Source organism: Streptomyces sp. CG4 (genome assembly GCF_041080655.1).
GTDB lineage: Bacteria > Actinomycetota > Actinomycetes > Streptomycetales > Streptomycetaceae > Streptomyces.
Window position 1 is genome coordinate 6,732,925 of record NZ_CP163525.1, and the last position, 21,850, is coordinate 6,754,774.

The following is a 21,850-nucleotide window of genomic DNA, read 5'->3' on the forward strand; positions in this document are numbered from 1 at the left end:
TCGCAGTCACCCGGACGCATTGCGTCGCCGTCGGGACTGCCACACCGCTGCACCTGCCAGGAGGGCGACGACACCCGCGCCGATCGGCAGCCCCAGCGAAGGCCCACTGTCCGAGCCGTCCTTCTCGCCCGAGCCGCTCTTCTGGCCCGAGCTGCCCTTCCGGCCGGAGGCCACCTGCTCGCCGCACCCCTGCTTCGGATACCCGGAGATCGCACACAACATGGCGTTGGTGTCGTAGCGCAGGGGCTTGGCCACAGCGGCCAGCGCCTCCGCGGTCGTCGCGTCGGCGGGCACCCGGGCGCAGGCCGTACGCCCCGCCGGCGGCGTCTCACCCGACGGCGCGTCCTCGGGCGTGCCGAAGTCGAGGACCAGGGCCACCCGCTTCAAACCGGACGCGGCCGGTGTCGACGAGCAGATCGTGCCGAAGTCCGCCGCCCCGCGCGGCCGGCTCGCGTCCGCCGAGTCCGCGCTCACCGCGAAGCGGAACCCCTCCACGGCACCGTCGTCGGGACGGGCGCTCGACGGGCCCATGGTGGCGTACGTCCAGTGCCCGCCGGTCCGCTCCCAGAAGGACCAGTAGCGGTAGCCGGTGGCCTGTGCCTGGCCGGTTCCGGCCGCCGACAGGACGAGTGCGGCCACGAGCAGGCTCGCGGTGCGGCGGACGGCCGTCACGGCTGCCGCTTCTTCCGGCCGCTGAGCAGGAAGCCGACACCGATGCCCGCGACCAGGCAGACCCCGACGAACCACCAGGCGCCGAAGCCGGAGCCGCCGTCGGACTTGGTCTCCTGCTGGTACCCGGTCGCCGCCATCTGCGGGAGGGGGCCGAGCGCGTTGAGGGACCGGACCAGGCTGGTGCCGCCGAAGTCACCCGGCTGCGCGCCGACCGCATGGGCGGCGAGGATCAGCTGGGCGTACGCCGCCGGACCGCTCTGCGCCGCCCACTTCCCGGCGTTCTTCTCCAGCCAGCCGTACGCCTTCTTCGCCTGCTCGGTCCGGCCGTCCGCGGCGAGCGCGACGACCGTGTCCACCGTGTTGCCGTAGTCCGGCTGGTCCTCGGCCCCGGGCAGCGCGGACTGCAGGTGCCCGGTCTTGGCGACGGCGGCCGCCAGATAGGCGCCGGCGTTGTCGGCGACCTGCGCCGGGGTGGGACGACCGGCCTTGGCACACGCCTCCTGCGCGGGCGCCTTCCCGGCCTTGGCGACGAACCCCTTGCCGAGCGCGCCGAGCACCCCGGCCGCCGTGGCGTCCGCGTTGGCGACCAACGTGCCCTTCTTGTCGGGCTGGTAGGCGAGGGCGCCGCCGCCGTCCTGGTCGCAGGGGATGGACCAGGCGGCCAGCAGGTCGTAGGGGGACTTGCCGGACGTGCGGACGGACGCCGGGTCGGCGCCGGTCGCGGCCAGGGCACCCACGACGGCGGAGGTGGAGTTGGTGTCACTGGCGCCGCCCGGCAGGTAGCCCCAGCCGCCGTCCTTGTTCTGCACGGACTTCAGCCAGGCCACCGCCTTGCCGACGGCGGCGTCGTGCCCGCCGGCCGCCTTGAGGGCCTGCACCGCGGCGGCGGTGTTGTTGGTGTCCACCGCGACCCTGCTGTCGCAGGCCTTGGTGGGGTCGGCGCGGAAGGCGGCGAAGGCGCCGTTCGCGCACTGCTGGCCGGCGAGCCAGTCCACGGCCTGTGCGGCCGGCCGGTAGCCGAGGGTCCGCTGGGCGATCAGCGTCAACGACTGCCGCCACACGCCGTCGTTGGCCGGGTCGGACGTGCCGTACAGCCCCGACGGGATCGCCGCCTTCGGAGACGGGGACGGGCCGGCGGCCGTGGCGGGCGCGGCGGCGGCCAGCACGCCTACGGCGGCGAGCACCGCGGCACTGCGGCGGACGTTCATGGTCGGCGACTGCCTCTCCTGCGGGGAACCGGCAGCGCACGGGAGACACCCCGGGCGGCTCGGCTCCGTGAACCTCGACGGTGCCGTGCACGGCGGACCGCCGACGCACGCGAGCCGGTCAACGTCCCGTCCGGGGCAGTCCGGCTCACCGTCCTGGGACGGCTCACGGATCGGGGGAGAGTCAGCGCCGGAATTGCACCGGCTTCCCCCCGTACGGGTGTGATGACGACCCCGCCACTTTACCGGCAGCCCCGAGCGGCCCGAGGAGTGCCCGTGCGCACGGACTCCCGGTGACGGGGGCCACGGTCATGACGGGGACAGGCACGGTCACGACGGGGGCAGGGCAGCCGCCCAGGAGCCGCGCCGAACTCGGCCGGACTCAGCCCGCCTTCGGGGTCTCGCCGCCGAAGGGCAGGTGCAGGGTGCGGGAGGTGATCAGCCATGTGCCGTCGACCCTGCGGAAGGTGTCGGCGTAGTGACCGACCTGGACGGGCGGCCCGGCGGGGATGGGGGCGCCCCCCTCGTATCCGTCGACGCGGTACGTCGTGAAGTACGAGACGGCGCCTGCCGTGTCCGGTCCGGTCACGGTGACCAGCACGTTGGACATCAGCCGGCGGGAGAGCCGGTCGGCGGGCCGGGAGCCGAAGTACGCGCGCAGCGCCTCCCGGCCCCGGATCCGCCGCCCGTCCCCCGGCGACGGCCACTCCCAGACGCCGTCCTCGGTGAACAGCTCGGCCACGGAGGCCGGTTCACCGAGATCGAGCCGGTGGACGAAGCCGACGATCAGGCGCTCACAGGCACGCTCGACGAGAAGTCGGTCCAAGGGAGCCATGGATTCCATAGGGCTGTGTAACAGCGGGCCGCGCACCAGGCGAACGATTTACCCTGCCACTTACCCCGCCACGCAGGCCACTCACACCGCCACGTACGCCACCGGCTCGCTCCCCGCGACGGGTTCCGCCCGGCCCTGCTTCACCAGGCGGCGCAGATGGGACTCGGCCTCCGAGACGGCGATGTTCCGGGAGCCGTAGGGGATGTCGGCCCAGGGGCGGTTCCACTCCATGCGCTCGGCGAGCTGCCAGGGGGTGAGCGGCTCGGCGAGCAGGGCGAGGAGACCGGCCAGCCGCTCCGCGTGGTGGGCGAGCAACTCCCGTACCCGGCCGGGCGCGTCGGTGAAGGTGTGCTGGTGGGCGGGGAGGACTTCGGCGGGGCCGAGCCGGCCGATCCGCTCCAGGGAGTCGAGGTAGTCGCCGAGCGGGTCGGTCACGGTCGCGTCGTCGGGGTCCTCGTACAGGCCGATGTGCGGGGTGATCCGGGGCAGCAGGTGATCCCCGCTGAACAGGCGGCCCCGACCGGGGAGCCGGGCCGGGTGCTCCTCCTCCAGGTGCAGACAGACGTGGCCGGGGGTGTGGCCCGGGGTCCAGATCGCGCGCAGTCGGCGGCCGGGCACGTCGAGGAGTTCGCCGGGGACGATCTCCCGGTCGGGGAGGGCGGGGGAGAGGCCGGGCAGCCGTCGGCCACGGGCGGTGCGCAGCGGTGCCACCTGCTCCTCGGGCGCCCCGGCGGCCGTCAGCTTGTCGGCCATGTACGTGAACCACCGCCCGGGCCGCGTCTCTCGCGCCCTGCGCACGATCGCCGCGTCGGCCTCGTGCAGCGCCACCCAGGCGCCGGAGGCCGCGCGCACCCGCGCCGACAGCCCGTGGTGGTCGGGGTGATGATGCGTGACGACGACGCCGTACACCTCGGCCACCGCCGTACCGCACGCCAGGAGCCCTGCCACGAGCGTGTCCCAGGACGCGGGATCGTCCCACCCGCTGTCGACCAGCACCGGGCCGCGGTCGGTGTCCACGACGTACACCAGCGTGTGCCCGAGGGGGTTGTCCGGGATGGGGACCGCCACGGACCGTACGCCCCCGCCGTGCTCGAACGTCGTCACCATCGCCCCTCCACCCCTCCACCCACCGGCCCACGGCCATTGCCCACTATAACTAGAACTGATATCAGTTCTGAAACAGCGTCAGAAACTGGTGCGGTGCGGTGGGAGGCGGACGGTCATGACCGGGCTCGTGGAACACGGACAGCTGTTCATCGGCGGGGAGTTGACCGATCCCCTGGGCAAGGACGTCATCGAGGTGATCTCTCCGCACACCGAGGAGGTCGTCGGCCGGGTGCCGCACGCCGCCCGGCAGGACGTGGACCGGGCCGTGGCCGTCGCGCGCCGCGCCTTCGACGAGGGGCCGTGGCCGCGGGCGAGCCTGGAGGAGCGGATCGAGGTCGTCACCCGGATCAAGGACGGCATCGCCGCACGGCACGAGGAGATCGCCCGGCTGATCTCGTCGCAGAACGGCTCCCCGTACTCCTGGAGCGTCCTCGCCCAGGCGCTCGGCGCGATGATGGTGTGGGACGCGGCGATCAGGGTCGCCCGGGACTTCACGCACGAGGAGCGCCGGGACGGCGTCCTCGGTCCGATCCTCGTCCGGCGGGAGCCGGTCGGGGTGGCCGCGGCCGTCGTCCCGTGGAACGTCCCGCAGTTCGTCGCCGCCGCCAAGCTCGCGCCCGCGCTGCTGACCGGCTGCACGGTCGTACTGAAGCCATCCCCGGAGTCCCCCCTGGACGCGTATCTCCTCGGGGAGATCGCGCGCGAGGCCGGCCTGCCGGAGGGGGTGCTCTCCATCCTCCCCGCCGACCGCGAGGTCAGCGAATACCTGGTCGGGCACCCCGGCATCGACAAGGTCTCCTTCACCGGCTCGGTGGCCGCGGGGAAGAGGGTGATGGAGGTGGCCGCCCGCAACCTCACCCGGGTCACCCTGGAGCTGGGCGGCAAGTCCGCGGCGGTCGTCCTGCCGGACGCGGACGTGCAGACGGCGGTGGCCGGCATCGTCCCGGCGGCCTGGATGAACAACGGGCAGGCATGCGTCGCCCAGACCCGCATCCTCGTCCCGCGCGCCCGCTACGACGAGTTCGCCGACGCCTTCGCGCAGGCCGCGAGCGCGCTGCGGGTCGGCGACCCGCTGGACCCGGCGACCCAGGTCGGCCCGCTGGTCGCCCACCGCCAGCAGCAGCGCAACCTCGACTACATCCGGATCGGCCAGGAGGAGGGCGCCAAGCTCCTCACCGGCGGCGGCCGTCCGGCGGGCCTGGAGCACGGCTGGTACGTCGAACCGACCCTCTTCGGCGACGTCGACAACGCCATGCGCATCGCCCGCGAGGAGATCTTCGGCCCGGTCATCTGCCTCCTCCCCTACGGAGACGAGCCCGAGGCGGTGAAGATCGCCAACGACTCCGACTACGGCCTGTCCGGCAGCGTGTGGACGGCCGACGTCGAGCACGGCATCGAGATCGCCCGGCAGGTCCGCACCGGCACCTACTCGGTCAACACCTTCAGCCTGGACATGCTCGGCCCGTTCGGCGGCTACAAGAACTCCGGCCTGGGGCGGGAGTTCGGCCCGGAGGGGTACGGGGAGTTCCTGGAGCACAAGATGATCCATCTGCCGGCGGGGGCGTGACCATGGGCGACCGCTGGCACGTCGAGGTCGACCGTTCGGTGTGCATCGGCTCGGCCCAGTGCCTCCACCACGCCCCGGACCACTTCCGCCTCGACTCCGCCCGCCAGTCGCACCCGACGGCCTCCGACACCGACGCCGCCGAACCCGTCCTGGCGGCGGCCGAGAGCTGCCCGGTGGAGGCGATCCTGATCACGCTGGTGGGGAGCGGGGAGGCGGTGTTCCCGCCGGAGGAGTAGCCGCCGGCGCGTCACGGTGACGCCGCCTCCGGTCCCCGCCAGGCCCGGCCGCCTCCGGTCCCCGCCAGGCCCGCTCCACCTCCTCGAACCACTCGCCGTACGCGCCCGGCGGCAGCGCTGCGCGCAGATGGGGAAGGTCGGAGGGGCGGAGCAGGCCGAAGGCGGTGGCGGGGAGGGCGGCGAGGATCTCCGGCGCATGGGTGGCCGGCCAGTCCTCCAGGCTCAGTTCCGCGGCGAGGCGGAGGAGGCCTATGAGGGCGGAGGGGCGGGTGGCGGCGGTGAGCGGAGGTGATCGGACGTGCGTGCCGGTCCGTCAGGCCGATCGGGTGTCGCCCGGCTCCGTCAGATCGATCAACCGGCACACCGTCTCGATGTCGATCTTCACCTGGGCGATGGAGGCGCGGCCGGAGAGCCAGGTGATCAGGGCCGAGTGCCAGGTGTGCTCGATGACGCGGACCGCCGAGAGCTGCTCGGGGGTCGGGTGCTCCAGGCCCATCGCGTCCAGGATGATCAGGGTCGTCTGGCGGGAGACCTGGTCGACCTCCGGCGAGACGCTGCGGTCGGCGAAGGTCAGGGCGCGGACCATCGCGTCGGCCAGATGGGGTTCGCGCTGCAACGCGCGGAACGCTCGCATCAGGGTCTCCGCCACCCGCTCGGCCGCCGTCTCGCCCGCCGGGGGCTTCTTGCGCAGCGTGCCGTGCATGTGCTCCAGCTGGTCCAGCATCGTCGCCACCAGCAGGTGGATCTTGGAGGGGAAGTAGCGGTACAGGGTGCCCAGGGCCACCTGGGAGGACTCCGCCACCTCGCGCATCTGTACGGCGTCGAAACCGCCCCGGCTGGCCAGCTGGGCGCTCGCGTGCAGGATCCGGCGGCGGCGAGCCTCCTGGCGCTCGGTGAGCGGAGACGAGGCAGACGGCGAGGGCCGGGACGTTCTGGCTTCCACCTTGGATTCCGCAGGCATGGGTCCCGTTCCGTGACAGTCGGTGAAGGCGTCTGTGGGGCACGTGATCAGACAGCATGACAGGACGGCGCGTCGTGGCGCGAATCACCTGATCCACTGCTCACAGCGCCCCTACCTGCCGGTAGATTCAGAGCCTCTTGAACGATCAAGTCTGAAACTTGTTCTAGATTAGCGTCCCGTCGTAGTCTCGCGGGACAGTGCAGGCAGAAGGGGGCACGGAGTGACCGCTGAGGCCCGGGAGGCGGGTGCCCAGGAGGACCCCGCCGCCGACGGCGAGCGACCGCTCGACATCGCGCTCCTCACCTATAAAGGGAACCCGTTCTGCGGCGGCCAGGGCGTCTATGTCCGGCATCTGTCGCGTGAGCTGGCCCGGCTCGGGCACCGGGTCGAGGTCATCGGCTCGCAGCCGTACCCCGTCCTCGACGAGGGCTACCCCGGGCTCACCCTCACCGAGCTGCCCAGCCTCGACCTCTACCGCCAGCCCGATCCCTTCCGCACCCCCGGGCGGGGCGAGTACCGGGACTGGATCGACGCTCTCGAAGTAGCGACGATGTGGACCGGTGGCTTCCCCGAGCCCCTGACGTTCTCGCTCCGCGCCCGCCGGCAGCTGCGCGCCCGGCGCGGCCGGTTCGACGTCGTGCACGACAACCAGACCCTGGGATATGGCCTGTTGGGGGACATCGGTGCCCCGCTCGTGACCACCATCCACCACCCCATCACTGTCGACCGGCAGTTGGAGCTGGACGCGGCCGAGGGCTGGCAGCGCCGCTATTCGGTGCGCCGCTGGTACGCCTTCACTCGGATGCAGAAGCGTGTCGCGCGCCGGCTGCCCTCGGTCCTCACCGTCTCCGGCAGCTCCCGGCAGGAGATCGTGGACCATCTCGGCGTCCACGACGACCGCGTCCATGTGGTCCACATCGGCGCCGACACCGATCTGTTCGCGCCGAATCCGGCCGTGCCCGAGGTGCCCGGCCGGATCGTCACCACCTCCAGCGCCGATGTGCCGCTGAAGGGACTGGTGTTCCTGGTGGAGGCACTGGCCAAGGTGCGCACCGAGCACCCGGCCGCCCATCTCGTCGTCGTCGGCAAGCGCCCCGAGGAGGGACCGGTCGCGGCGGCCGTCGAGCGCTACGGCCTCCACGGCGCCGTCGAGTTCGTCAAGGGCATCTCCGACGCCGAGCTGGTCGACCTGATCCGCTCGGCCGAGGTCGCCTGCGTGCCCTCGCTGTACGAGGGCTTCTCGCTGCCCGCCGCCGAGGCCATGGCCACCGGCACCCCGCTGCTCGCCACGACCGGCGGCGCCATCCCCGAGGTCGCCGGCCGTGACGGCGAGACCTGCCTGGCCGTACCGCCCGGCGACGCGGGCGCGCTGGCCGCCGGGCTCGGCCGGCTGCTCGGGGACCGCGAGCTGCGCAGACGGCTCGGCACGGCGGGCCGGGAGCGGGTGCTACGGCGCTTCACCTGGGCCCGCGCAGCCGAGGGCACCGTGGCCCACTACCGTGCGGCCATCGCCCGCGAGAGCCGTTCGGCGGGCCCCCGCGAGGCCCGCTCCGCGACTCCCACCGCGCCTCGGATACCCGGCCGCTCCGCGGCCCCAGCAAGTGTTGCAGGCGTCTCTTCCGAAAGCAGGGCCACGTGCTGACCGTCGACTTCTCCCGGTTCCCGCTCGCCCCCGGCGACCGAGTCCTGGACCTCGGCTGCGGGGCCGGCCGGCACGCCTTCGAGTGCTACCGGCGCGGCGCCCAGGTCGTGGCCCTGGACCAGAACGGCGAGGAGATCCGCGAGGTCGCCAAGTGGTTCGCGGCGATGAAGGAGGCCGGGGAGGCACCGGAGGGCGCCACCGCCACCGCCATGGAGGGCGACGCACTGGCCCTGCCCTTCCCGGACGAGTCCTTCGACGTCGTCATCATCTCCGAGGTGATGGAGCACATCCCCGACGACAAGGGCGTCCTGGCGGAGATGGTGCGGGTGCTCAAGCCCGGCGGGCGTATCGCGATCACCGTGCCGCGCTACGGCCCCGAGAAGGTCTGCTGGTCGCTGTCCGACGCCTACCACGAGGTCGAGGGCGGTCACATCCGCATCTACAAGGCCGACGAGCTCGTGGCGAAGGTCCGCGAGGCGGGCCTGAAGCCGTACGGCAGCCATCACGCGCACGCGCTGCACTCGCCGTACTGGTGGCTGAAGTGCGCGTTCGGCGTCGACAACGACAAGGCGCTGCCGGTGCGGGCGTACCACAAGCTGCTGGTCTGGGACATCATGAAGAAGCCGCTCGCCACCCGGGTCGCCGAGCAGGCGCTGAACCCGCTGATCGGCAAGAGCTTCGTGGTGTACGCGACCAAGCCGCACCTCCCACGGCTCGCGGAGACCGAGACCTCCGGGGCGGCCGCCAAGTGACCACCCCCCGGACAGAACACCTCGTGCTGCCCGGGGTCCTCACCGCCGAGCAGGCTGCCGCGACCGTCCACGGCATCCTCGCCGTGCAGCGGGAGGACGGTGCGATCCCGTGGTTCCGCGGGCACCACCTGGACCCGTGGGACCACACCGAGGCCGCGATGGCCCTGGACGCGGCCGGCGAGCACGCGGCCGCCGAGCGGGCGTACACCTGGCTCGCCCGGCACCAGAACGCGGACGGCTCCTGGTACGCCGCCTACGCCGACGGCGCCCACGACGACGTCACCGACCGCGCCCGCGAGTCCAACTTCGTCGCCTACATAGCCGTGGGCGTGTGGCACCACTACCTGTCCACCGGCGACGACACCTTTCTGGACCGTATGTGGCCGACCGTCTACGCGGCCATGGAATGGGTGCTCGGGCTCCAGCAGCCCGGCGGCCAGATCGGCTGGCGCCGCGACGACGACGGCACGCCCACCGCGGACGCCCTGCTCACCGGCAGCTCCTCGATCCACCACGCGCTGCGCTGTGCGCTCGCCATCGCCGAGCAGCGCGAAGAGCCGCAGCCGGACTGGGAGTTGGCCGCGGGGGCGCTGCGCCACGCGATCCGCCGGCACCGGGAGCGCTTCCTGGACAAGGACCGCTACTCGATGGACTGGTACTACCCGGTCCTCGGCGGCGCGCTGACCGGCGCGGAGGCCAAGGCCCGCATCGAGGAGTCCTGGGACCGGTTCGTCGTGCCCGGCGTCGGCGTGCGCTGCGTGATCCCGAACCCCTGGGTCACCGGCGGCGAGTCCAGCGAACTCGCCCTGGCCCTGTGGGCGGTCGGCGAGTCCGACCGGGCCCTGGACATCCTCCAGTCCATCCAGCACCTGCGCGACCCGGACAGCGGCCTGTACTGGACGGGCTACGTCTTCGAGGACGACGCGATCTGGCCCCGGGAACTCACCACCTGGACGGCCGGCTCCCTCCTCCTCGCGGTAGCGGCCCTGGGCGGCCACGAGGCGACGTGCGCGGTCTTCGGAGGCGACCAGCTGCCCGGGGGCCTGGACCCGGACTGCTGCGACTGACCCACGGCCTTCAGTACCGGTGCATCCGGTTGGCGATGGCGTGACCCACGAACAGGTAGACGACCGCCGCCAGCCCGTAATCGGCGACCACCCGGGCCCACTCCTGGTCGAACGTGAAGATGCCCTGGGCCCAGCCCGCCAACCAGGTCGCCGCGTCGTGGACGAACCGGACCGCGCCGTTGGAGCGGTTCGCGTCCAGCAGGAACAGCAGGATCCACAGGCCGATGATCAGCGCCATGACGTCGGCGACGGCTGCGATGACCCTCCCGGCCGGATTCGCACCGTAGGAGAGATAGCGAGGGCTCATACCTGCCGGATTGCCGTGAAACGGACGTTGAAACCTGAACGGCGTCGCCCCCGAGTGGCGGACTCGGCCGCCCCGGGTGAGCCTGCCGGAGGAAACAGAACCGCTCGGGGAGGACACGTCCGGAGGACCCCGTGCCCGTAGCCATACGGCGCCTCTTCGTGGCGCTCACGCTCTGTACTGCCCTGCTGGCCGGTGCCACCGCCTGCGGGAGCAGCGAGAACACCAGTACGAAGGACACCGCGGCGGTCCGGGCCGTCCCCGCCGCCGACACACCCAGCCCGACCACGTCCGCCGAACGGCAGAAGTTCGCCAAGACCCGCTTCGTGACGAACGCGGGCCTCGCGGCCGGCGCGACCTACCAGTGGATCGTGAAGCCCTGGAAGGCCGGCACGTTCAAGAAGGGCGCCAAGGGCCGCAAGAGCGCCCTGGTGAAGGCCGGTCTCGCCGGTGCCTTCACCTACAACCGCCTCAAGGCGGCCCAGCGCAACGCCCAGGGCGACCCGGCGCTGTCCAAGGCGCTCGCGCCGCTCACCGCGGGCATCGACGCCCTGAAGGACCTGCCGGCCAAGCTCCGCACGGGCGACGACAGCGCGGCCAACTCCTTCAACGACATCATCGGCAAGGTCAAGGACGCGGGCGCGGGTGCCGGCGCCCCGGTCAAGGACCAGGTGCCCTCCGCGTCCCAACTCGCCAAGGGCAGCTAGGAGTTCAGCTCCGCCAGCACCCTGAGGGTGTGCGGGTCCGGGGACAGGGCCAGCAGGTCCGTCACCGGACCCGCGCGCCACAACTCAAGCCGCTCGGCGATGCGTTCGCGGGGGCCGACCAGTGAGATCTCGTCGGCGAAGGCGTCCGGCACGGCCAGCACGGCCTCCTCCCGCCGCCCGGCGAGGAACAGTTCCTGGATGCGCCGGGCCCCGGTCTCGTACCCCATGCGCGCCATGAGGTCGGCGTGGAAGTTGCGGGCCGCGTGTCCCATCCCGCCGATGTAGAAGCCGAGCATGGCCTTGACCGGCAGCAGTCCCTCGGCGATGTCGTCGCAGACCTGCACCCGGGCCATCGGAGCCACCAGGAACCCCTCGGGCAGCGTGCGCACCACGTCCCCGTACACCTCGGGCCGGCTCGGCGCCCAGTACAGCGGCAGCCAGCCGTCGGCGATGCGGGCGGTCTGCGCCACGTTCTTCGGCCCCTCGGCGCCGAGCAGCACGGGCAGATCGGCCCGCAGCGGATGCGTGATCGGCTTCAGCGGCCTGCCGAGCCCCGTGCCGTCCGCGCCCCGGTACGGCACCGGATGGAACCGCCCCTCGCAGGCCACCGGCGCCTCGCGCCGCAGCACCTGCCGTACGACGTCCACGTACTCCCGGGTCGCGGTCAGCGGCGACTTCGGGAACGGGCGGCCGTACCAGCCCTCCACCACCTGCGGTCCGGACAGCCCGAGGCCAAGCAGCATCCGCCCGCCCGAGAGATGGTCCAGGGTGAGCGCGTGCATCGCGGTGGCGGTCGGCGAGCGGGCGGCCATCTGGGCAACGGCCGTGCCCAGCCTGATCGTCGACGTCTGCGCCGCGATCCAGGTCAGCGGGGTGAAGGCGTCCGAGCCCCAGGACTCGGCGGTCCACACCGAGTGGTAGCCGAGCCGCTCCGCTTCCTGCGCGAGCGGCACATGACCGGCGTCGGGACCGCGCCCCCAGTAGCCGAGTGCCAGACCGAGCCGCATGCGCCTGCCTCCTGACGGTCCGTCAGTTCTCCAGCCGGGAGCCGACTGTACGACAACGGCCCCCCGCCCGGAAGGGCGAGGGGCCGTGTGCGGCGCTGTGCGGGACTCAGCCGCGCTGGATCCCGGACGTGTCCTGGAGCACGCCGCGGCGGCCGTCCTGGGTCTGCGCGACGAGCTGGGCACCGCGCTGCTCGACGGCCAGGTACCAGGTGCCCGGCGCCAGTTCGGCGATCGGGGTCTGTGAGCCGTCCTCCGGGAACAGCGGACGGGTCACCGGCACGGCGAACCAGAACGGCGAGAAGTCCGCCGCGGCCGGAGCCGGCTGCGCTGCCGCCGGAGCGGCACCCTGCGGGGCCGGCTGCTGCCCGAACGGCTGCCCCGGCTGCGGCTGCGCACCGTACGGCTGCCCCGGCTGCGGGCCCGGGGCACCCGGGTACCCGTAACCACCGGGCGGCTGCGCGCCGTAGGGCTGCGGGGCGGCGGGCTTGGGGGCCGGGAGGAGAGCGGCCTGGAGGGCGGGAACGAGGGGCGTGGCGATGGCGGCCGCAGCCATGACCAGGGTGGCCACGAGCGCGAGGATCAGGCCGCCGCCGGCGTTGAAGCCGCTGCTCGAGTTGTTGCCGATGTTGTCGAAGGCGCCCGCCGGGTCGAAGATGTTCCCGAGCGCGCCCCAAGCGGCGAAGACGGTGAACGCGACACCGAACTGGCCGAGATCGAGGCCGGCGACCTTGGGCACCTGCGGGAGCCCGCGAGCGACGACGATCAGCGCGGCCCCGATGATGCCCGCCAGGATGACGCTCAGCATGACCGGCCCGCTGCTCCAGGCGTTGGGGATTTCCGAGCTGCTGACTCCGTCGATCGAGTAGAGGCTGAGGAACGACGCGATCAACAGCACCACCGCTGCCACGATCACTGCGCCGTCGCCTCGAGTGAGGGAGCGGATATTCACTTCGGGTCCTTCGTAAGTCGTCTCGTCGTCGGTAGACACTACCGTCCGCAAGATCCGGCTGTCCGGCCGGTTCCACCCGGCGGTCACGACTCGCGCAGGAAACTCACGATTCCCTCAGAGATCCCCTGCGCGGCCTTCTGCCGCCAGGCGCCGCTGCTCAGCAGTGCCGCGTCCTTGCTATCGCGCATGTTGCCGCACTCGATGAACACCTTGGGAACTGTTGACAGATTGAGACCGCCCAGGTCCGTACGTGTAACGAGGCCGGTACCTTCGCCGAGGTAGTTGGAGGGCGGCTCACCGGTGGCGCGCAGGAAGGTGCCCGCGATGCGCGTACCGAGGTCGTGCGAAGGGCCCACGATCTTGCGGGTGTCGGCGGCCCCGGCGTGCACGGTCCCGGGCAGGATGACGTGGAAGCCGCGGTTGCCGGCCGCGGAGCCGTCGGCGTGGAGGGAGATCGCCGCGTCGGCGTGCGCGTCGTTGCCGATCCGGGCCCGCTGGTCCACGCACGGCCCCCAGGCCGGCTGGTCGTCGTCATGGGTCAGCCGCACCTCGGCGCCCTGCTGCTCCAGCAGCGCACGCAGCCGGTGGGCGACATCGAGGGAGAACCGGGCCTCGGTGTAACCGTCGTTCGTGGACGTCCCGGTGGTGTCGCACTCCTTCTCATTCGTCCCGATATCGACCTTGCGATTGATCTCGGCCGTGTGCTGGAAGTTGCCCGGGTTGTGCCCCGGGTCGATGACGACGACCTTCCCCTTCAGCGACCCGGACGCTCCCGAGGGCGGCTTGCCGTCGTCCGTGGGGGAGGCGGCGGAGGAGGGCGTGGAGGCGGCGCTGGACGCCGGGGTGGCGCCGGCCGCGCGGTGCGAGCCGCCCCCGGTACCGCCGCCCACCGCCTCGTACACCATCCAGCCGAGCAGCGCGCCGGGCACCAGCGCGGCGAGCGCCACGGTCAGCGGCCCCCGCCGGGGGCGGCGGGGCTGTGCGGGTTCGAACTCCGGGCCTACGTACGACACGTCTGCGACTCTAACCGGGCCCTCAGATCCCCGCCCCCGTTCGCCGCAGGACACGCAGTGAGCCGGTCGCCGAGACCTCCGTGAACGCCCCCGACCCGACGGCCCGCAGGTACACGCGGTACGGCGCCTGCCCGGTGAACTCGTCCGCGGGCTCCGGGAAGACGTCGTGGATGACGAGGAGGCCCCCCTCGGCCACGTGGGGCGCCCAGCCCTCGTAGTCGGCGCCGGCGTGCTCGTCGGTGTGGCCGCCGTCGACGAAGACGAAGCCGAGCGGGGAGTTCCAGATCGCCGCGATCTGCGGGGAGCGCCCCACGAGCGCGACGACATGCTCCTCAAGACCCGCCTTGAACAGCGTGCGCCGGAAGGCGGGCAGCGTGTCCATCAGCCCGATCTCGGGGTCCACGGTCTCCGGATCGTGGTAGTCCCACCCGGGCTGCTGCTCCTCACTGCCCCGGTGATGGTCGACGGTCAGCACGCTGACCCCGGCGGCCCGGGCGGCATCGGCGAGCAGCACGGTGGACCGCCCGCAGTACGTCCCGACCTCCAGCAACGGCAACCCCAGCCGCCCGGCCTCCAGCGCGGCCCCGTACAACGCCAGGCCCTCGTCGACGGGCATGAACCCCTTGGCCCCCTCGAACGCGGCCAGGATCTCGGGCTTGGGTGCGGGGACGAGCATGGAGTACCTCTCGGTCGTACGTCTGTCCGACGCCCCATGCTGCCGCACCCCCGGCCACCGATGTGACAGGGGGTGCGGCAAGAAGGGGCGCGGGGAACTGCGCGACAAACCACGAGGGCGGGCAAGCCGCCAGAGGACGCAACGCCCCGGGCTCTCAGGCGCTCACAACCTCCCCGGGCAACGAAAGATCCAGCTCGACAGCCCGCTCCTCACCGGAATGCGTGGCAGCAGAGGCAAGCGGGCCGTGCCCGGGAGCCTTGGCGGCCAGCACATACGCACCCGAGCCCGGCACCGCGAGGGCATAGGTGCCGTCCGTCTCGGAGAGCGTCGCCCCCGCCTGCCGCCCCCGCCGGTCGATCAGCGTGACCTTGGCCCGGGCGACGGGAACACCGTCGGCACCCAGAATCCGCCCCCGGAACCCGCGCAGCACCTCTTCCGCCCGCTCCAGCGCGGCATCCTCCTCACTGCTCGCCCGCAGCTGCGTGTGCTGACCGTGCTGAGCCGGGCGGCCGGCCTTCGGCAGGAACAGCGCCAGCAGCAGGCCCACGGCGACCGCGGCCGTGGCGATCAGGAAGGACACCCGGAAGCCATGCATCGTGGGGATCGCGAGGCCCCCCACGTTCTTCGCGGTGTTGGCCAGCACCATCCCGATGACGGCGCTCGACACCGACGTACCGATGGAACGCATCAGCGTGTTCAGCCCGTTGGCCGCACCGGTCTCCGAGGCGGGAACGGCACCCACGATCAGCGCCGGCAGGGACGAGTACGCGAGGCCGATGCCCGCGCCGAGGACGACGGACGTGACGATGGTCTGCCAGGCCGCGTCCATCAGGCCGAGGCCGCCGCCGTAGCCGAGCGCGATGATCAGCAGGCCGAGGATGAGGGTGACCTTCGGGCCGTACTTGGCGGACAGCCGGGCGTACACCGGTGCCGTGAACATCATCGTCAGGCCCAGCGGAGCCACGCACAGACCGGCGACGACCATGGACTGGCCGAGGCCGTAGCCGGTGGCCTTCGGCAGCTGGAGCAGCTGGGGCAGGACGAGCGAGACGACGTAGAACGCGACGCCGACCATGATCGACGCGAGGTTGGTGAAGAGGACGGCCGGGCGCGCGGTGGTGCGCAGGTCGACCAGGGGCGCTTTGACTCGCAGCTCGAACAGGCCCCACACGACGAGTACGACGACGGACCCGCCGAACAGGCCGAGTGTCGTACCCGAGGACCAGCCCCAGTCGCTGCCCTTGGTGATCGGCAGCAGAAGCAGCACCAGACCGCCGGACAGGCCGATCGCGCCGAGCAGGTCGAAGGAGCCCTCCGCCCGCATCGGGGACTCGGGCACGACGAGGAGGGTCAGGGCGATGGCGAGCGCGCCGAGGCCGGCGGCGCCGTAGAAGAGGGCGTGCCAGTTCGTGTGCTGCGCGACCAGGGCGGCGGCGGGCAGCGCGAGGCCGCCGCCCACGCCGATGGAGGAGCTCATCAGGGCCATGGCCGAGCCGAGCTTCTCGCGCGGCAGCATGTCGCGCATCAGGCCGATGCCGAGCGGGATCGCGCCCATGGCGAAGCCCTGCAGCGTACGGCCGACGATCATGGTGAGCAGCTGGCTGGTGAGCGCGCTGACCAGGGCGCCGACCACCATGACGGCGAGGCTGACGATCAGCATCTTGCGCTTGCCGTACAGGTCACCGAGGCGGCCCATGATCGGGGTGGCCACGGCGCCGGACAGCAGGGTCGAGGTCAGTACCCAGGTGGCGTTGCTGGGCGCGGTGCTCAGCAGCTGCGGCAGGTCCTTGATGACCGGCACGAGCAGCGTCTGCATCACCGCGACGGTGATGCCCGCGAAGGCGAGCACCGGGACCACGGCGCCGCCGGCTTTCCGGCCGGGCTGGTCGGTCGTCGTGTGGGTCATTGAGTCGAGGCCTCCCCGTCGAGATAAGTGCTCGGTAAACCTCGTATGCACAGGCAACTATTCCGTTGCTTCGGGCCTCTAATGAATCCTTGACCGGCTCATGGGTTTCTGATCTGCCGTCAGGGGCTGGTGAGTTCATGAAACGCGTTCTAGTCTGCGCGCCATGAAGGCCTATGTCGCCGGGGTCGGGATGACCAAGTTCGAGAAGCCCGAGACCCGTTCATGGCAGTACTGGGACATGGTGCGGGAGGCGGGGGCGGCGGCGCTGGAGGATGCCGGCGTTGCCTATACCGACGTGGAACAGGTTCCCGTTGGCTACTGCTTCCAGCCCTCGACCGCCGGCCAGCGCGCCGCCTACGAAATCGGCCTCACCGGCATCCCCGTCTACAACGTCAACAACAACTGCGCGACCGGCTCGACCGCGCTCATGCTCGCCCGGCAGCTCGTCGAAGGAGGAGCCGCCGACTGCGTGCTGGCGCTGGGCTTCGAGAAGATGAAGAAGGGCGCGCTGGGCGGGGGAGCCCGCGGCGGAGCCGCTGATGACTGGAGCGCGACCTCTCCCGTCGCCCGGCACTACGGGATCATGGCGGCCCGGCACGGCTTCGAGGCGACCCCGCCCACCGCGCAGATCTTCGGCGACGCGGCCCGCGAGCACATGGAGCGGTACGGCACGACCGAGGCCCAGCTCGCCGCGGTCGCCGCCAAGAACCACCGGCACTCCGCGCACAACCCGTACGCGCAGTTCCGGGAGGTCCACGAGGTCGCCGACATCCTCGCCGCGCCGCTGGTGCACCGGCCGCTGACCAGGCTCCAGTGCTCGCCGACCTCCGACGGCGCGGCGGCGGTGGTCGTGGTGTCGGAACGGTTCGCCGCGCAGCGCGGGCTCACCGGGCTCGTCGAGATCGCCGGGCAGGCCATGACCACGGACACCGAGGAGTCCTTCGCGTCCGGCTCCTGCATCGACGTCGTGGGACAGCCCATGTCCCGGGAGGCGGCCCGGCAGGCGTACGAACGCGCCGGGCTCGGCATCGAGGACGTCGACGTGATCGAGCTGCACGACTGCTTCTCCGTCAACGAGCTGCTGACGTACGAGGCGCTCGGCATGTGCGCGGTGGGGGAGTCCGGGAAGCTGGTCGAGTCGGGCGCGACGACGTACGGCGGCCGCTGGGTGGTGAACCCGTCGGGCGGGCTGATCTCCAAGGGGCATCCGCTGGGCGCGACCGGCCTGGCGCAGACGGCCGAGCTGGTGTGGCAGCTGCGGGGCACGGCGGGGCAGCGGCAGGTGCCCGACGCGCGGGTGGGGCTCGCCCACAACATCGGGCTGGGCGGGGCCGCGGTGGTGACGCTGCTGCGCGCGGTGTGACCGGCACGGCCTGGTGCGGTCCAGGCCGCAGGGCCTAGTACCAGCGGTCGTGAACCCTGGTCCGAAATGCCGATGCAAGGGCCGTAGCCGGGTTGAGAGCATGACATCCATGCTCGAAGCCGCCGACACCACACCTCTCCTGTCCCGCCTCCTGTCCCGCCGGACGAAGGCGCCCACCTGGCTGGTCGTGGCGCTCGCCTGCGCCGGGCAGTTCCTGGTCGTCCTCGATGTGTCGGTGGTGAACGTCGCCCTGCCGTCCATGCGGACCGGCCTCGGCCTGACCCCGTCCGGTCTGCAGTGGGTGGTGAACGCCTACGCCATCGCCTTCGCCGGGTTCATGCTGCTCGGCGGCCGGGCCGGCGACCTGTACGGGCGCAAGCGGATGTTCCTGGTCGGCCTCGGCCTGTTCACGCTGGCCTCGCTGGGCGGCGGCCTCGCCCAGGAGGGCTGGCAGCTGCTGCTGGCGCGGGCCGTGCAGGGGCTCGGCGCGGCGGTGCTGGCCCCCTCGACGCTGACCCTGCTGACGTCCGCGGTACCGGAGGGGGCGGCGCGGGCGCGGGCGATAGCGACCTGGACCGCGGTCGGCGCCGGTGGCGGAGCCGCGGGCGGACTGGTCGGCGGAGTCCTCGTGGACGTGCTGGACTGGCGCTGGGTGCTGCTGATCAACGTGCCGGTGGGCGCGCTGGTGCTGGCCGGCTCGGTGGTCTGGCTCAGCGAGAGCCGGGCCGGCGACGGGCGACGGCTGGACCTGCCGGGCGCGCTGCTGGTCACGGCGGGCCTCGCGACCCTCGCCTACGGCATCTCGCAGACGGAGGCGGAAGGCTGGACGGCCCCGGCCACGCTGCTGCCACTGCTCGCCGGGCTGCTGCTGATCGCTCTGTTCCTGCTGGTCGAGGCGCGTACGGCGGCCCCGCTGATGCCGCTCGGGCTGCTTCGGCTGCGCTCGGTGGCGTCGGCGAACGCGGCGATGTTCCTCTCCGGCTCGGCCATGTTCTGCATGTGGTACTTCATGACGCTCTACGCCCAGAACGTCCTCGGCTACTCGCCGCTTCAGGCCGGTCTCGCCCTGGTGCCCAGCTCGCTGTCGGTGGTCGTCGGCTCCAAGGTAGCGCCGCGCCTGATGCGGACGGGGGGTGCGCGGACCGTGGCGACGCTGGGCACGCTGGTGGCCGCGGCCGGCTTCGGCTGGCAGTCGACGATGAGCGCGCACGAGGCGTACGTCACCGCGATCATGATCCCGGGGATCCTCATGATGCTCGGGGCGGGTCTGGCCGCGACCCCGCTCGCCGCCCTGGCCACGTCGGGGGCGGCGCCGGGCGAGGCCGGTGTGGTGTCGGGGCTGGTCAACACCTCGCGCACGATGGGCGGTTCGCTCGGCCTCGCGGTGATGTCGACCGTCGCGGCGGCCGGGACGGGCCCCGGCCACGGCCCCGAGGCCCTGACGGACGGCTACGCGCTGGCCTTCCGGGCCAGTACGGCGGTGCTGCTGGGCGGGGCGGTGCTGATGGTGCTGTGGCTGCCGCGGCAGAATCCGGCGACGGCCGCGGCGCGGGCCACAGCGCGTCCCGCGGGACAGGACGAGGGACAGGGCGCGGGAAGGGATTCCGCGACTTCTCGCGGATGAGGCAACGGTCCGGGCGGCTCATGGACTCCTTCTGACATCAAGGGAGGTGCCCATGGGGGACGGGAAGCAGGCTCGGAGCGAGGAGTTCCAGAGCTTCATGGTCGGCCGCTGGCCGCGGCTGATGCGTACGGCATTTCTCCTCACGGGGGAGCAGCACGCCGCCGAGGACCTGGTCCAGTCGACGCTGGAGCGGGTGTATGTGTCCTGGCGCAAGGTCGGCTCGGCCGACGATCCGGAGGCGTACGTACGGCGCGTGATGATCAACCTGCATGCGCGCAAGCACAGAAGAAGGCTCAAGGAGTTTCTGGCTCCGAGGGACGACTCGGGCCTGGTGCACGAGGTGGCCGACACGGGCGACCGGATCGCGCAGGCCGACGACCGCAGCGCGCTGCTCACGGCGCTCGCCCAACTGCCCGTGCGGCAGCGGGAGGCGGTGGTCCTGCGCTACTGGGAGGACCTGACGGAGACCCAGGCGGCGGAGGCGATGGGCTGCTCGGTCGGCACGGTGAAGAGCAACGCGGCCAAGGGGATCGCGAAGCTCAGGGCCATACCGGCACTCGCCGAGACGGTGACGCACGGAGGGCGGAAGTGATGAGCGCGGACCGGGAGACCCATGAGAGGACCGAGATGACACAGACGGACATCGCCCTCCTGCTCGCGGATGCCGCGGACGAGGTCGAGATCGGTATACCCCCCGTGGAGGCGGTCGTCCGCGGCGGCCGCCGTCGCAGAGCCCGCCGCTGGGCGGTGGCGACGGCCACCGCCCTGGTGCTGGCGGGGTCGACGGGAGCGACGCTGGCGGTGACCGGGCTGCCCGGCCGCACCGACGGGCATACGACCGTGGCGACCCGGCCGACCACACCCGAGGCCCGGCATGTGTACGTGCCGCGGGTCACGGAAGTCGCACACGGCACGGACCGCGGCACGAGCTGGCGCGTGGTCGTGACCGTGTGGGGGGCGCCACGGGACAGGGCGGAAGCGGCGGGGCAGCTGGCCGCGATGAGGAAGTACGGCCTTGAGTCGGCCCTGCTCCCCGACGGCCGGAACCTGATCGGCAAGACCTCGCACTACTCGAACCTGTACTACGGCGACAACCACCCCAGAACGCTCATCTTCGGCACGGACGAGAAGTGGGAGCCCCTCTCCGGCACGGAGCTGATGTCGGGGGCCGTACCCCTGGCCAAGGGGAACACCGACGGCCCCGAGCGGCTCGTGGTGGGCTCGGTCGCCACCACCGCCCGGCAGGTCAAGTGCGGCTGGAAGAACGGCACCAGCACCGTGGCCCTGCCCGTGCCGGTGGCTGGCTCCCCGGTGAACTGGTTCGCGTGCACGGCCCCGGAAGAGACGAGCTATCTGAACGCGGAGGTGATCCAGTAGCGCACGTGACTCACAGCCACCCCTGCTGACGGGCCTCCCGTACCGCCTCCGCGCGATTCCGGGTGCCGGTCTTGCCGATCGCCGAGGAGAGGTAGTTGCGGACGGTGGACTCGGACAGATGCAGCCGGCCCGCGATGTCGGCCACCGTCGCCCCGTCCACGGACGCCTTCAGCACATCGCACTCACGGGCCGTCAGCGGGTTCGGGCCGGCGCTGAGCGCGGCGGCGGCCAGCGCCGGGTCGACGACGGTCTCCCCGGTGAGCACGCGCCGGATCGCCGCGGCCAGTTCTTCCACGGGCCCGTCCTTGACGAGGAACCCGGCCGCCCCGGCCTCCATGGCCCGGCGTAGATAGCCGGGCCGGCCGAAAGTGGTGAGGATCAGCACCCGGCAGTCGGGTGCCTGCTCCCGCAGCTCGGCCGCCGCGTCAAGCCCACTGATGCCGGGCAGTTCGATGTCCAGCAGGGCCACGTCCGGCCGGTGCAGCAGCGCCGCCTCGACGATCGCGTCACCCCGGGAGAGCTGGGCGACGACCTCGATGTCGTCCTCCATGCCGAGCAGCAGCGCGAGCGCCCCGCGCATCATGCCCTGGTCCTCGGCGAGCAGCACCCGAATGCACTTGGCGGGCCGATGGTCCCGGGGCATCTCGTTCATGGGCTCAGGTTACGGCCATCGGGCCGATCGGCCCGGTCGTGCCGAGGGTTTTGCGGTCATCGTCTGACTGGTGTCTGAAGAGCCGGGTTTCTTCCGGTAGTTGCCCTGCTTTCACCGGTCGCCAGCAAAGAATCCGCCTGATTCGGTGCAGCGGGGGTTGACGGCCGCGGATGGTGTGCAAACAATCGCCCCTGCATTTCCGAAATCCCCTCGCAATTTTGCAGTCGA

Annotated in this window: 22 protein-coding genes and 1 riboswitch; of the genes, 10 read left to right on the forward strand and 12 right to left on the reverse strand. The window is 72.1% G+C overall.

Annotated features, from left to right (window positions below; translation table 11 throughout):
- Positions 1 to 6 precede the first annotated feature (6 nt).
- From AB5L52_RS30760 to AB5L52_RS30775, 4 genes are all read right to left on the reverse strand, one after another.
- Complete coding sequence (locus AB5L52_RS30760) at positions 7 to 672, reverse strand: SCO2322 family protein (protein ID WP_369367257.1); 666 nt, start codon at positions 670 to 672, stop codon at positions 7 to 9.
- A complete protein-coding gene (locus AB5L52_RS30765; RefSeq protein ID WP_369367258.1) occupies positions 669 to 1,880 on the reverse strand; it encodes a prenyltransferase/squalene oxidase repeat-containing protein in 1,212 nt (403 codons plus the stop codon). Before AB5L52_RS30765 ends, AB5L52_RS30760 begins: the two co-directional genes overlap by 4 nt.
- Before the next feature lie 116 nt (positions 1,881 to 1,996).
- Positions 1,997 to 2,129, reverse strand: a riboswitch (cobalamin riboswitch).
- Between the two features lie 130 nt (positions 2,130 to 2,259).
- Positions 2,260 to 2,712, reverse strand: a complete 453-nt coding sequence (locus tag AB5L52_RS30770; protein WP_351020803.1) for a nuclear transport factor 2 family protein — start codon at positions 2,710 to 2,712, stop codon at positions 2,260 to 2,262.
- An 81-nt stretch (positions 2,713 to 2,793) separates the two neighbouring features.
- Positions 2,794 to 3,819 carry an MBL fold metallo-hydrolase gene (locus AB5L52_RS30775; protein WP_369367259.1) on the reverse strand — a complete coding sequence of 342 codons (1,026 nt, stop codon included), beginning with the start codon at positions 3,817 to 3,819 and terminating at the stop codon, positions 2,794 to 2,796.
- A gap of 115 nt (positions 3,820 to 3,934) precedes the next feature.
- Here AB5L52_RS30775 and AB5L52_RS30780 point away from each other — a divergent pair, with 115 nt between their 5' ends.
- Together AB5L52_RS30780 and AB5L52_RS30785 are read left to right on the forward strand one after the other, a co-directional pair.
- On the forward strand, positions 3,935 to 5,386 hold the full coding sequence (locus AB5L52_RS30780; RefSeq protein WP_369367260.1) for an aldehyde dehydrogenase: 1,452 nt from the start codon (positions 3,935 to 3,937) through the stop codon (positions 5,384 to 5,386).
- Positions 5,387 to 5,388: 2 nt separating this feature from the next.
- A complete protein-coding gene (locus AB5L52_RS30785; protein ID WP_369367261.1) occupies positions 5,389 to 5,622 on the forward strand; it encodes a ferredoxin in 234 nt (77 codons plus the stop codon).
- 313 nt (positions 5,623 to 5,935) lie between these two features.
- Here AB5L52_RS30785 and AB5L52_RS30790 read toward each other — a convergent pair whose 3' ends face one another.
- Positions 5,936 to 6,583, reverse strand: coding sequence for a TetR family transcriptional regulator (locus tag AB5L52_RS30790; RefSeq protein WP_351020811.1), 648 nt, complete (start codon positions 6,581 to 6,583; stop codon positions 5,936 to 5,938).
- A gap of 220 nt (positions 6,584 to 6,803) precedes the next feature.
- On the opposite strand from AB5L52_RS30790, the gene AB5L52_RS30795 reads away from it, so the two are divergent.
- Genes AB5L52_RS30795 through AB5L52_RS30805 form a run of 3 tightly spaced genes read left to right on the forward strand, consistent with a single transcriptional unit; the run spans position 6,804 to position 10,044 of the window.
- Positions 6,804 to 8,225: a glycosyltransferase family 4 protein gene (locus AB5L52_RS30795; protein WP_369367262.1), complete on the forward strand. Its 1,422-nt coding sequence runs from the start codon at positions 6,804 to 6,806 to the stop codon at positions 8,223 to 8,225.
- Positions 8,219 to 8,977 carry a class I SAM-dependent methyltransferase gene (locus AB5L52_RS30800; protein ID WP_369367263.1) on the forward strand — a complete coding sequence of 253 codons (759 nt, stop codon included), beginning with the start codon at positions 8,219 to 8,221 and terminating at the stop codon, positions 8,975 to 8,977. Before AB5L52_RS30795 ends, AB5L52_RS30800 begins: the two co-directional genes overlap by 7 nt.
- On the forward strand, positions 8,974 to 10,044 hold the full coding sequence (locus AB5L52_RS30805; protein WP_351020817.1) for a prenyltransferase: 1,071 nt from the start codon (positions 8,974 to 8,976) through the stop codon (positions 10,042 to 10,044). Before AB5L52_RS30800 ends, AB5L52_RS30805 begins: the two co-directional genes overlap by 4 nt.
- 10 nt (positions 10,045 to 10,054) lie before the next feature.
- Here the strand turns inward: AB5L52_RS30805 and AB5L52_RS30810 are convergent, their stop codons facing one another.
- The gene (locus AB5L52_RS30810) at positions 10,055 to 10,351 is read right to left on the reverse strand and encodes a hypothetical protein (protein ID WP_351020819.1); all 297 of its coding nucleotides are present in this window, start codon (positions 10,349 to 10,351) and stop codon (positions 10,055 to 10,057) included.
- Between the two features lie 131 nt (positions 10,352 to 10,482).
- Here AB5L52_RS30810 and AB5L52_RS30815 point away from each other — a divergent pair, with 131 nt between their 5' ends.
- On the forward strand, positions 10,483 to 11,055 hold the full coding sequence (locus AB5L52_RS30815) for a hypothetical protein (RefSeq protein WP_369367264.1): 573 nt from the start codon (positions 10,483 to 10,485) through the stop codon (positions 11,053 to 11,055).
- On the opposite strand, the gene AB5L52_RS30820 is transcribed toward AB5L52_RS30815, so the two are convergent.
- The 5 genes from AB5L52_RS30820 to AB5L52_RS30840 all read right to left on the reverse strand — a co-directional run bounded on the left by AB5L52_RS30820 (position 11,052) and on the right by AB5L52_RS30840 (position 16,606).
- Positions 11,052 to 12,062, reverse strand: coding sequence for an LLM class F420-dependent oxidoreductase (locus tag AB5L52_RS30820; protein ID WP_369367265.1), 1,011 nt, complete (start codon positions 12,060 to 12,062; stop codon positions 11,052 to 11,054). The two genes, AB5L52_RS30815 and AB5L52_RS30820, sit on opposite strands and share 4 nt — an antisense overlap.
- Before the next feature lie 106 nt (positions 12,063 to 12,168).
- Entirely contained in the window at positions 12,169 to 13,011 is an 843-nt protein-coding gene (locus tag AB5L52_RS30825) for a hypothetical protein (RefSeq protein WP_369367266.1), read from the reverse strand.
- 83 nt (positions 13,012 to 13,094) lie between these two features.
- The gene (locus AB5L52_RS30830) at positions 13,095 to 14,024 is read right to left on the reverse strand and encodes an N-acetylmuramoyl-L-alanine amidase (RefSeq protein WP_351020827.1); all 930 of its coding nucleotides are present in this window, start codon (positions 14,022 to 14,024) and stop codon (positions 13,095 to 13,097) included.
- 22 nt (positions 14,025 to 14,046) lie between these two features.
- Entirely contained in the window at positions 14,047 to 14,700 is a 654-nt protein-coding gene (locus AB5L52_RS30835; protein ID WP_351020829.1) for a class I SAM-dependent methyltransferase, read from the reverse strand.
- Positions 14,701 to 14,854: 154 nt separating this feature from the next.
- On the reverse strand, positions 14,855 to 16,606 hold the full coding sequence (locus AB5L52_RS30840; RefSeq protein ID WP_351020831.1) for an MFS transporter: 1,752 nt from the start codon (positions 16,604 to 16,606) through the stop codon (positions 14,855 to 14,857).
- Positions 16,607 to 16,769: 163 nt separating this feature from the next.
- Between AB5L52_RS30840 and AB5L52_RS30845 the strand changes: the two genes are divergently transcribed.
- The 4 genes from AB5L52_RS30845 to AB5L52_RS30860 all read left to right on the forward strand — a co-directional run bounded on the left by AB5L52_RS30845 (position 16,770) and on the right by AB5L52_RS30860 (position 20,970).
- A complete protein-coding gene (locus AB5L52_RS30845) occupies positions 16,770 to 17,969 on the forward strand; it encodes a lipid-transfer protein (protein ID WP_369367267.1) in 1,200 nt (399 codons plus the stop codon).
- A 100-nt stretch (positions 17,970 to 18,069) separates the two neighbouring features.
- Complete coding sequence (locus AB5L52_RS30850; RefSeq protein ID WP_351020834.1) at positions 18,070 to 19,593, forward strand: MFS transporter; 1,524 nt, start codon at positions 18,070 to 18,072, stop codon at positions 19,591 to 19,593.
- A 52-nt stretch (positions 19,594 to 19,645) separates the two neighbouring features.
- The gene (locus tag AB5L52_RS30855) at positions 19,646 to 20,185 is read left to right on the forward strand and encodes a SigE family RNA polymerase sigma factor (protein ID WP_351566039.1); all 540 of its coding nucleotides are present in this window, start codon (positions 19,646 to 19,648) and stop codon (positions 20,183 to 20,185) included.
- 35 nt (positions 20,186 to 20,220) lie between these two features.
- Positions 20,221 to 20,970 carry a hypothetical protein gene (locus tag AB5L52_RS30860; RefSeq protein ID WP_351020838.1) on the forward strand — a complete coding sequence of 250 codons (750 nt, stop codon included), beginning with the start codon at positions 20,221 to 20,223 and terminating at the stop codon, positions 20,968 to 20,970.
- 10 nt (positions 20,971 to 20,980) lie between these two features.
- Here AB5L52_RS30860 and AB5L52_RS30865 read toward each other — a convergent pair whose 3' ends face one another.
- A complete protein-coding gene (locus AB5L52_RS30865) occupies positions 20,981 to 21,613 on the reverse strand; it encodes a response regulator transcription factor (RefSeq protein WP_351020990.1) in 633 nt (210 codons plus the stop codon).
- Between the last annotated feature and the right edge of the window lie 237 nt (positions 21,614 to 21,850).

Excerpts from the sequence above, each read along its gene's own strand:
- AB5L52_RS30820 (WP_369367265.1), bottom strand. The coding sequence starts at position 12,062 with ATGCGGCTCGGTCTGGCACTCGGCTACTGGGGGCGCGGTCCCGACGCC.
- AB5L52_RS30765 (WP_369367258.1), bottom strand. The coding sequence starts at position 1,880 with ATGAACGTCCGCCGCAGTGCCGCGGTGCTCGCCGCCGTAGGCGTGCTG.
- AB5L52_RS30860 (WP_351020838.1), top strand. The coding sequence starts at position 20,221 with ATGACACAGACGGACATCGCCCTCCTGCTCGCGGATGCCGCGGACGAG.
- AB5L52_RS30770 (WP_351020803.1), bottom strand. The coding sequence starts at position 2,712 with ATGGCTCCCTTGGACCGACTTCTCGTCGAGCGTGCCTGTGAGCGCCTG.
- AB5L52_RS30835 (WP_351020829.1), bottom strand. The coding sequence starts at position 14,700 with ATGCTCGTCCCCGCACCCAAGCCCGAGATCCTGGCCGCGTTCGAGGGG.
- AB5L52_RS30840 (WP_351020831.1), bottom strand. The coding sequence starts at position 16,606 with ATGACCCACACGACGACCGACCAGCCCGGCCGGAAAGCCGGCGGCGCC.
- AB5L52_RS30810 (WP_351020819.1), bottom strand. The coding sequence starts at position 10,351 with ATGAGCCCTCGCTATCTCTCCTACGGTGCGAATCCGGCCGGGAGGGTC.
- AB5L52_RS30865 (WP_351020990.1), bottom strand. The coding sequence starts at position 21,613 with ATGCCCCGGGACCATCGGCCCGCCAAGTGCATTCGGGTGCTGCTCGCC.
- AB5L52_RS30845 (WP_369367267.1), top strand. The coding sequence starts at position 16,770 with ATGAAGGCCTATGTCGCCGGGGTCGGGATGACCAAGTTCGAGAAGCCC.
- AB5L52_RS30790 (WP_351020811.1), bottom strand. The coding sequence starts at position 6,583 with ATGCCTGCGGAATCCAAGGTGGAAGCCAGAACGTCCCGGCCCTCGCCG.
- AB5L52_RS30785 (WP_369367261.1), top strand. The coding sequence starts at position 5,389 with ATGGGCGACCGCTGGCACGTCGAGGTCGACCGTTCGGTGTGCATCGGC.
- AB5L52_RS30780 (WP_369367260.1), top strand. The coding sequence starts at position 3,935 with ATGACCGGGCTCGTGGAACACGGACAGCTGTTCATCGGCGGGGAGTTG.
- AB5L52_RS30850 (WP_351020834.1), top strand. The coding sequence starts at position 18,070 with ATGACATCCATGCTCGAAGCCGCCGACACCACACCTCTCCTGTCCCGC.
- AB5L52_RS30855 (WP_351566039.1), top strand. The coding sequence starts at position 19,646 with ATGGGGGACGGGAAGCAGGCTCGGAGCGAGGAGTTCCAGAGCTTCATG.
- AB5L52_RS30775 (WP_369367259.1), bottom strand. The coding sequence starts at position 3,819 with ATGGTGACGACGTTCGAGCACGGCGGGGGCGTACGGTCCGTGGCGGTC.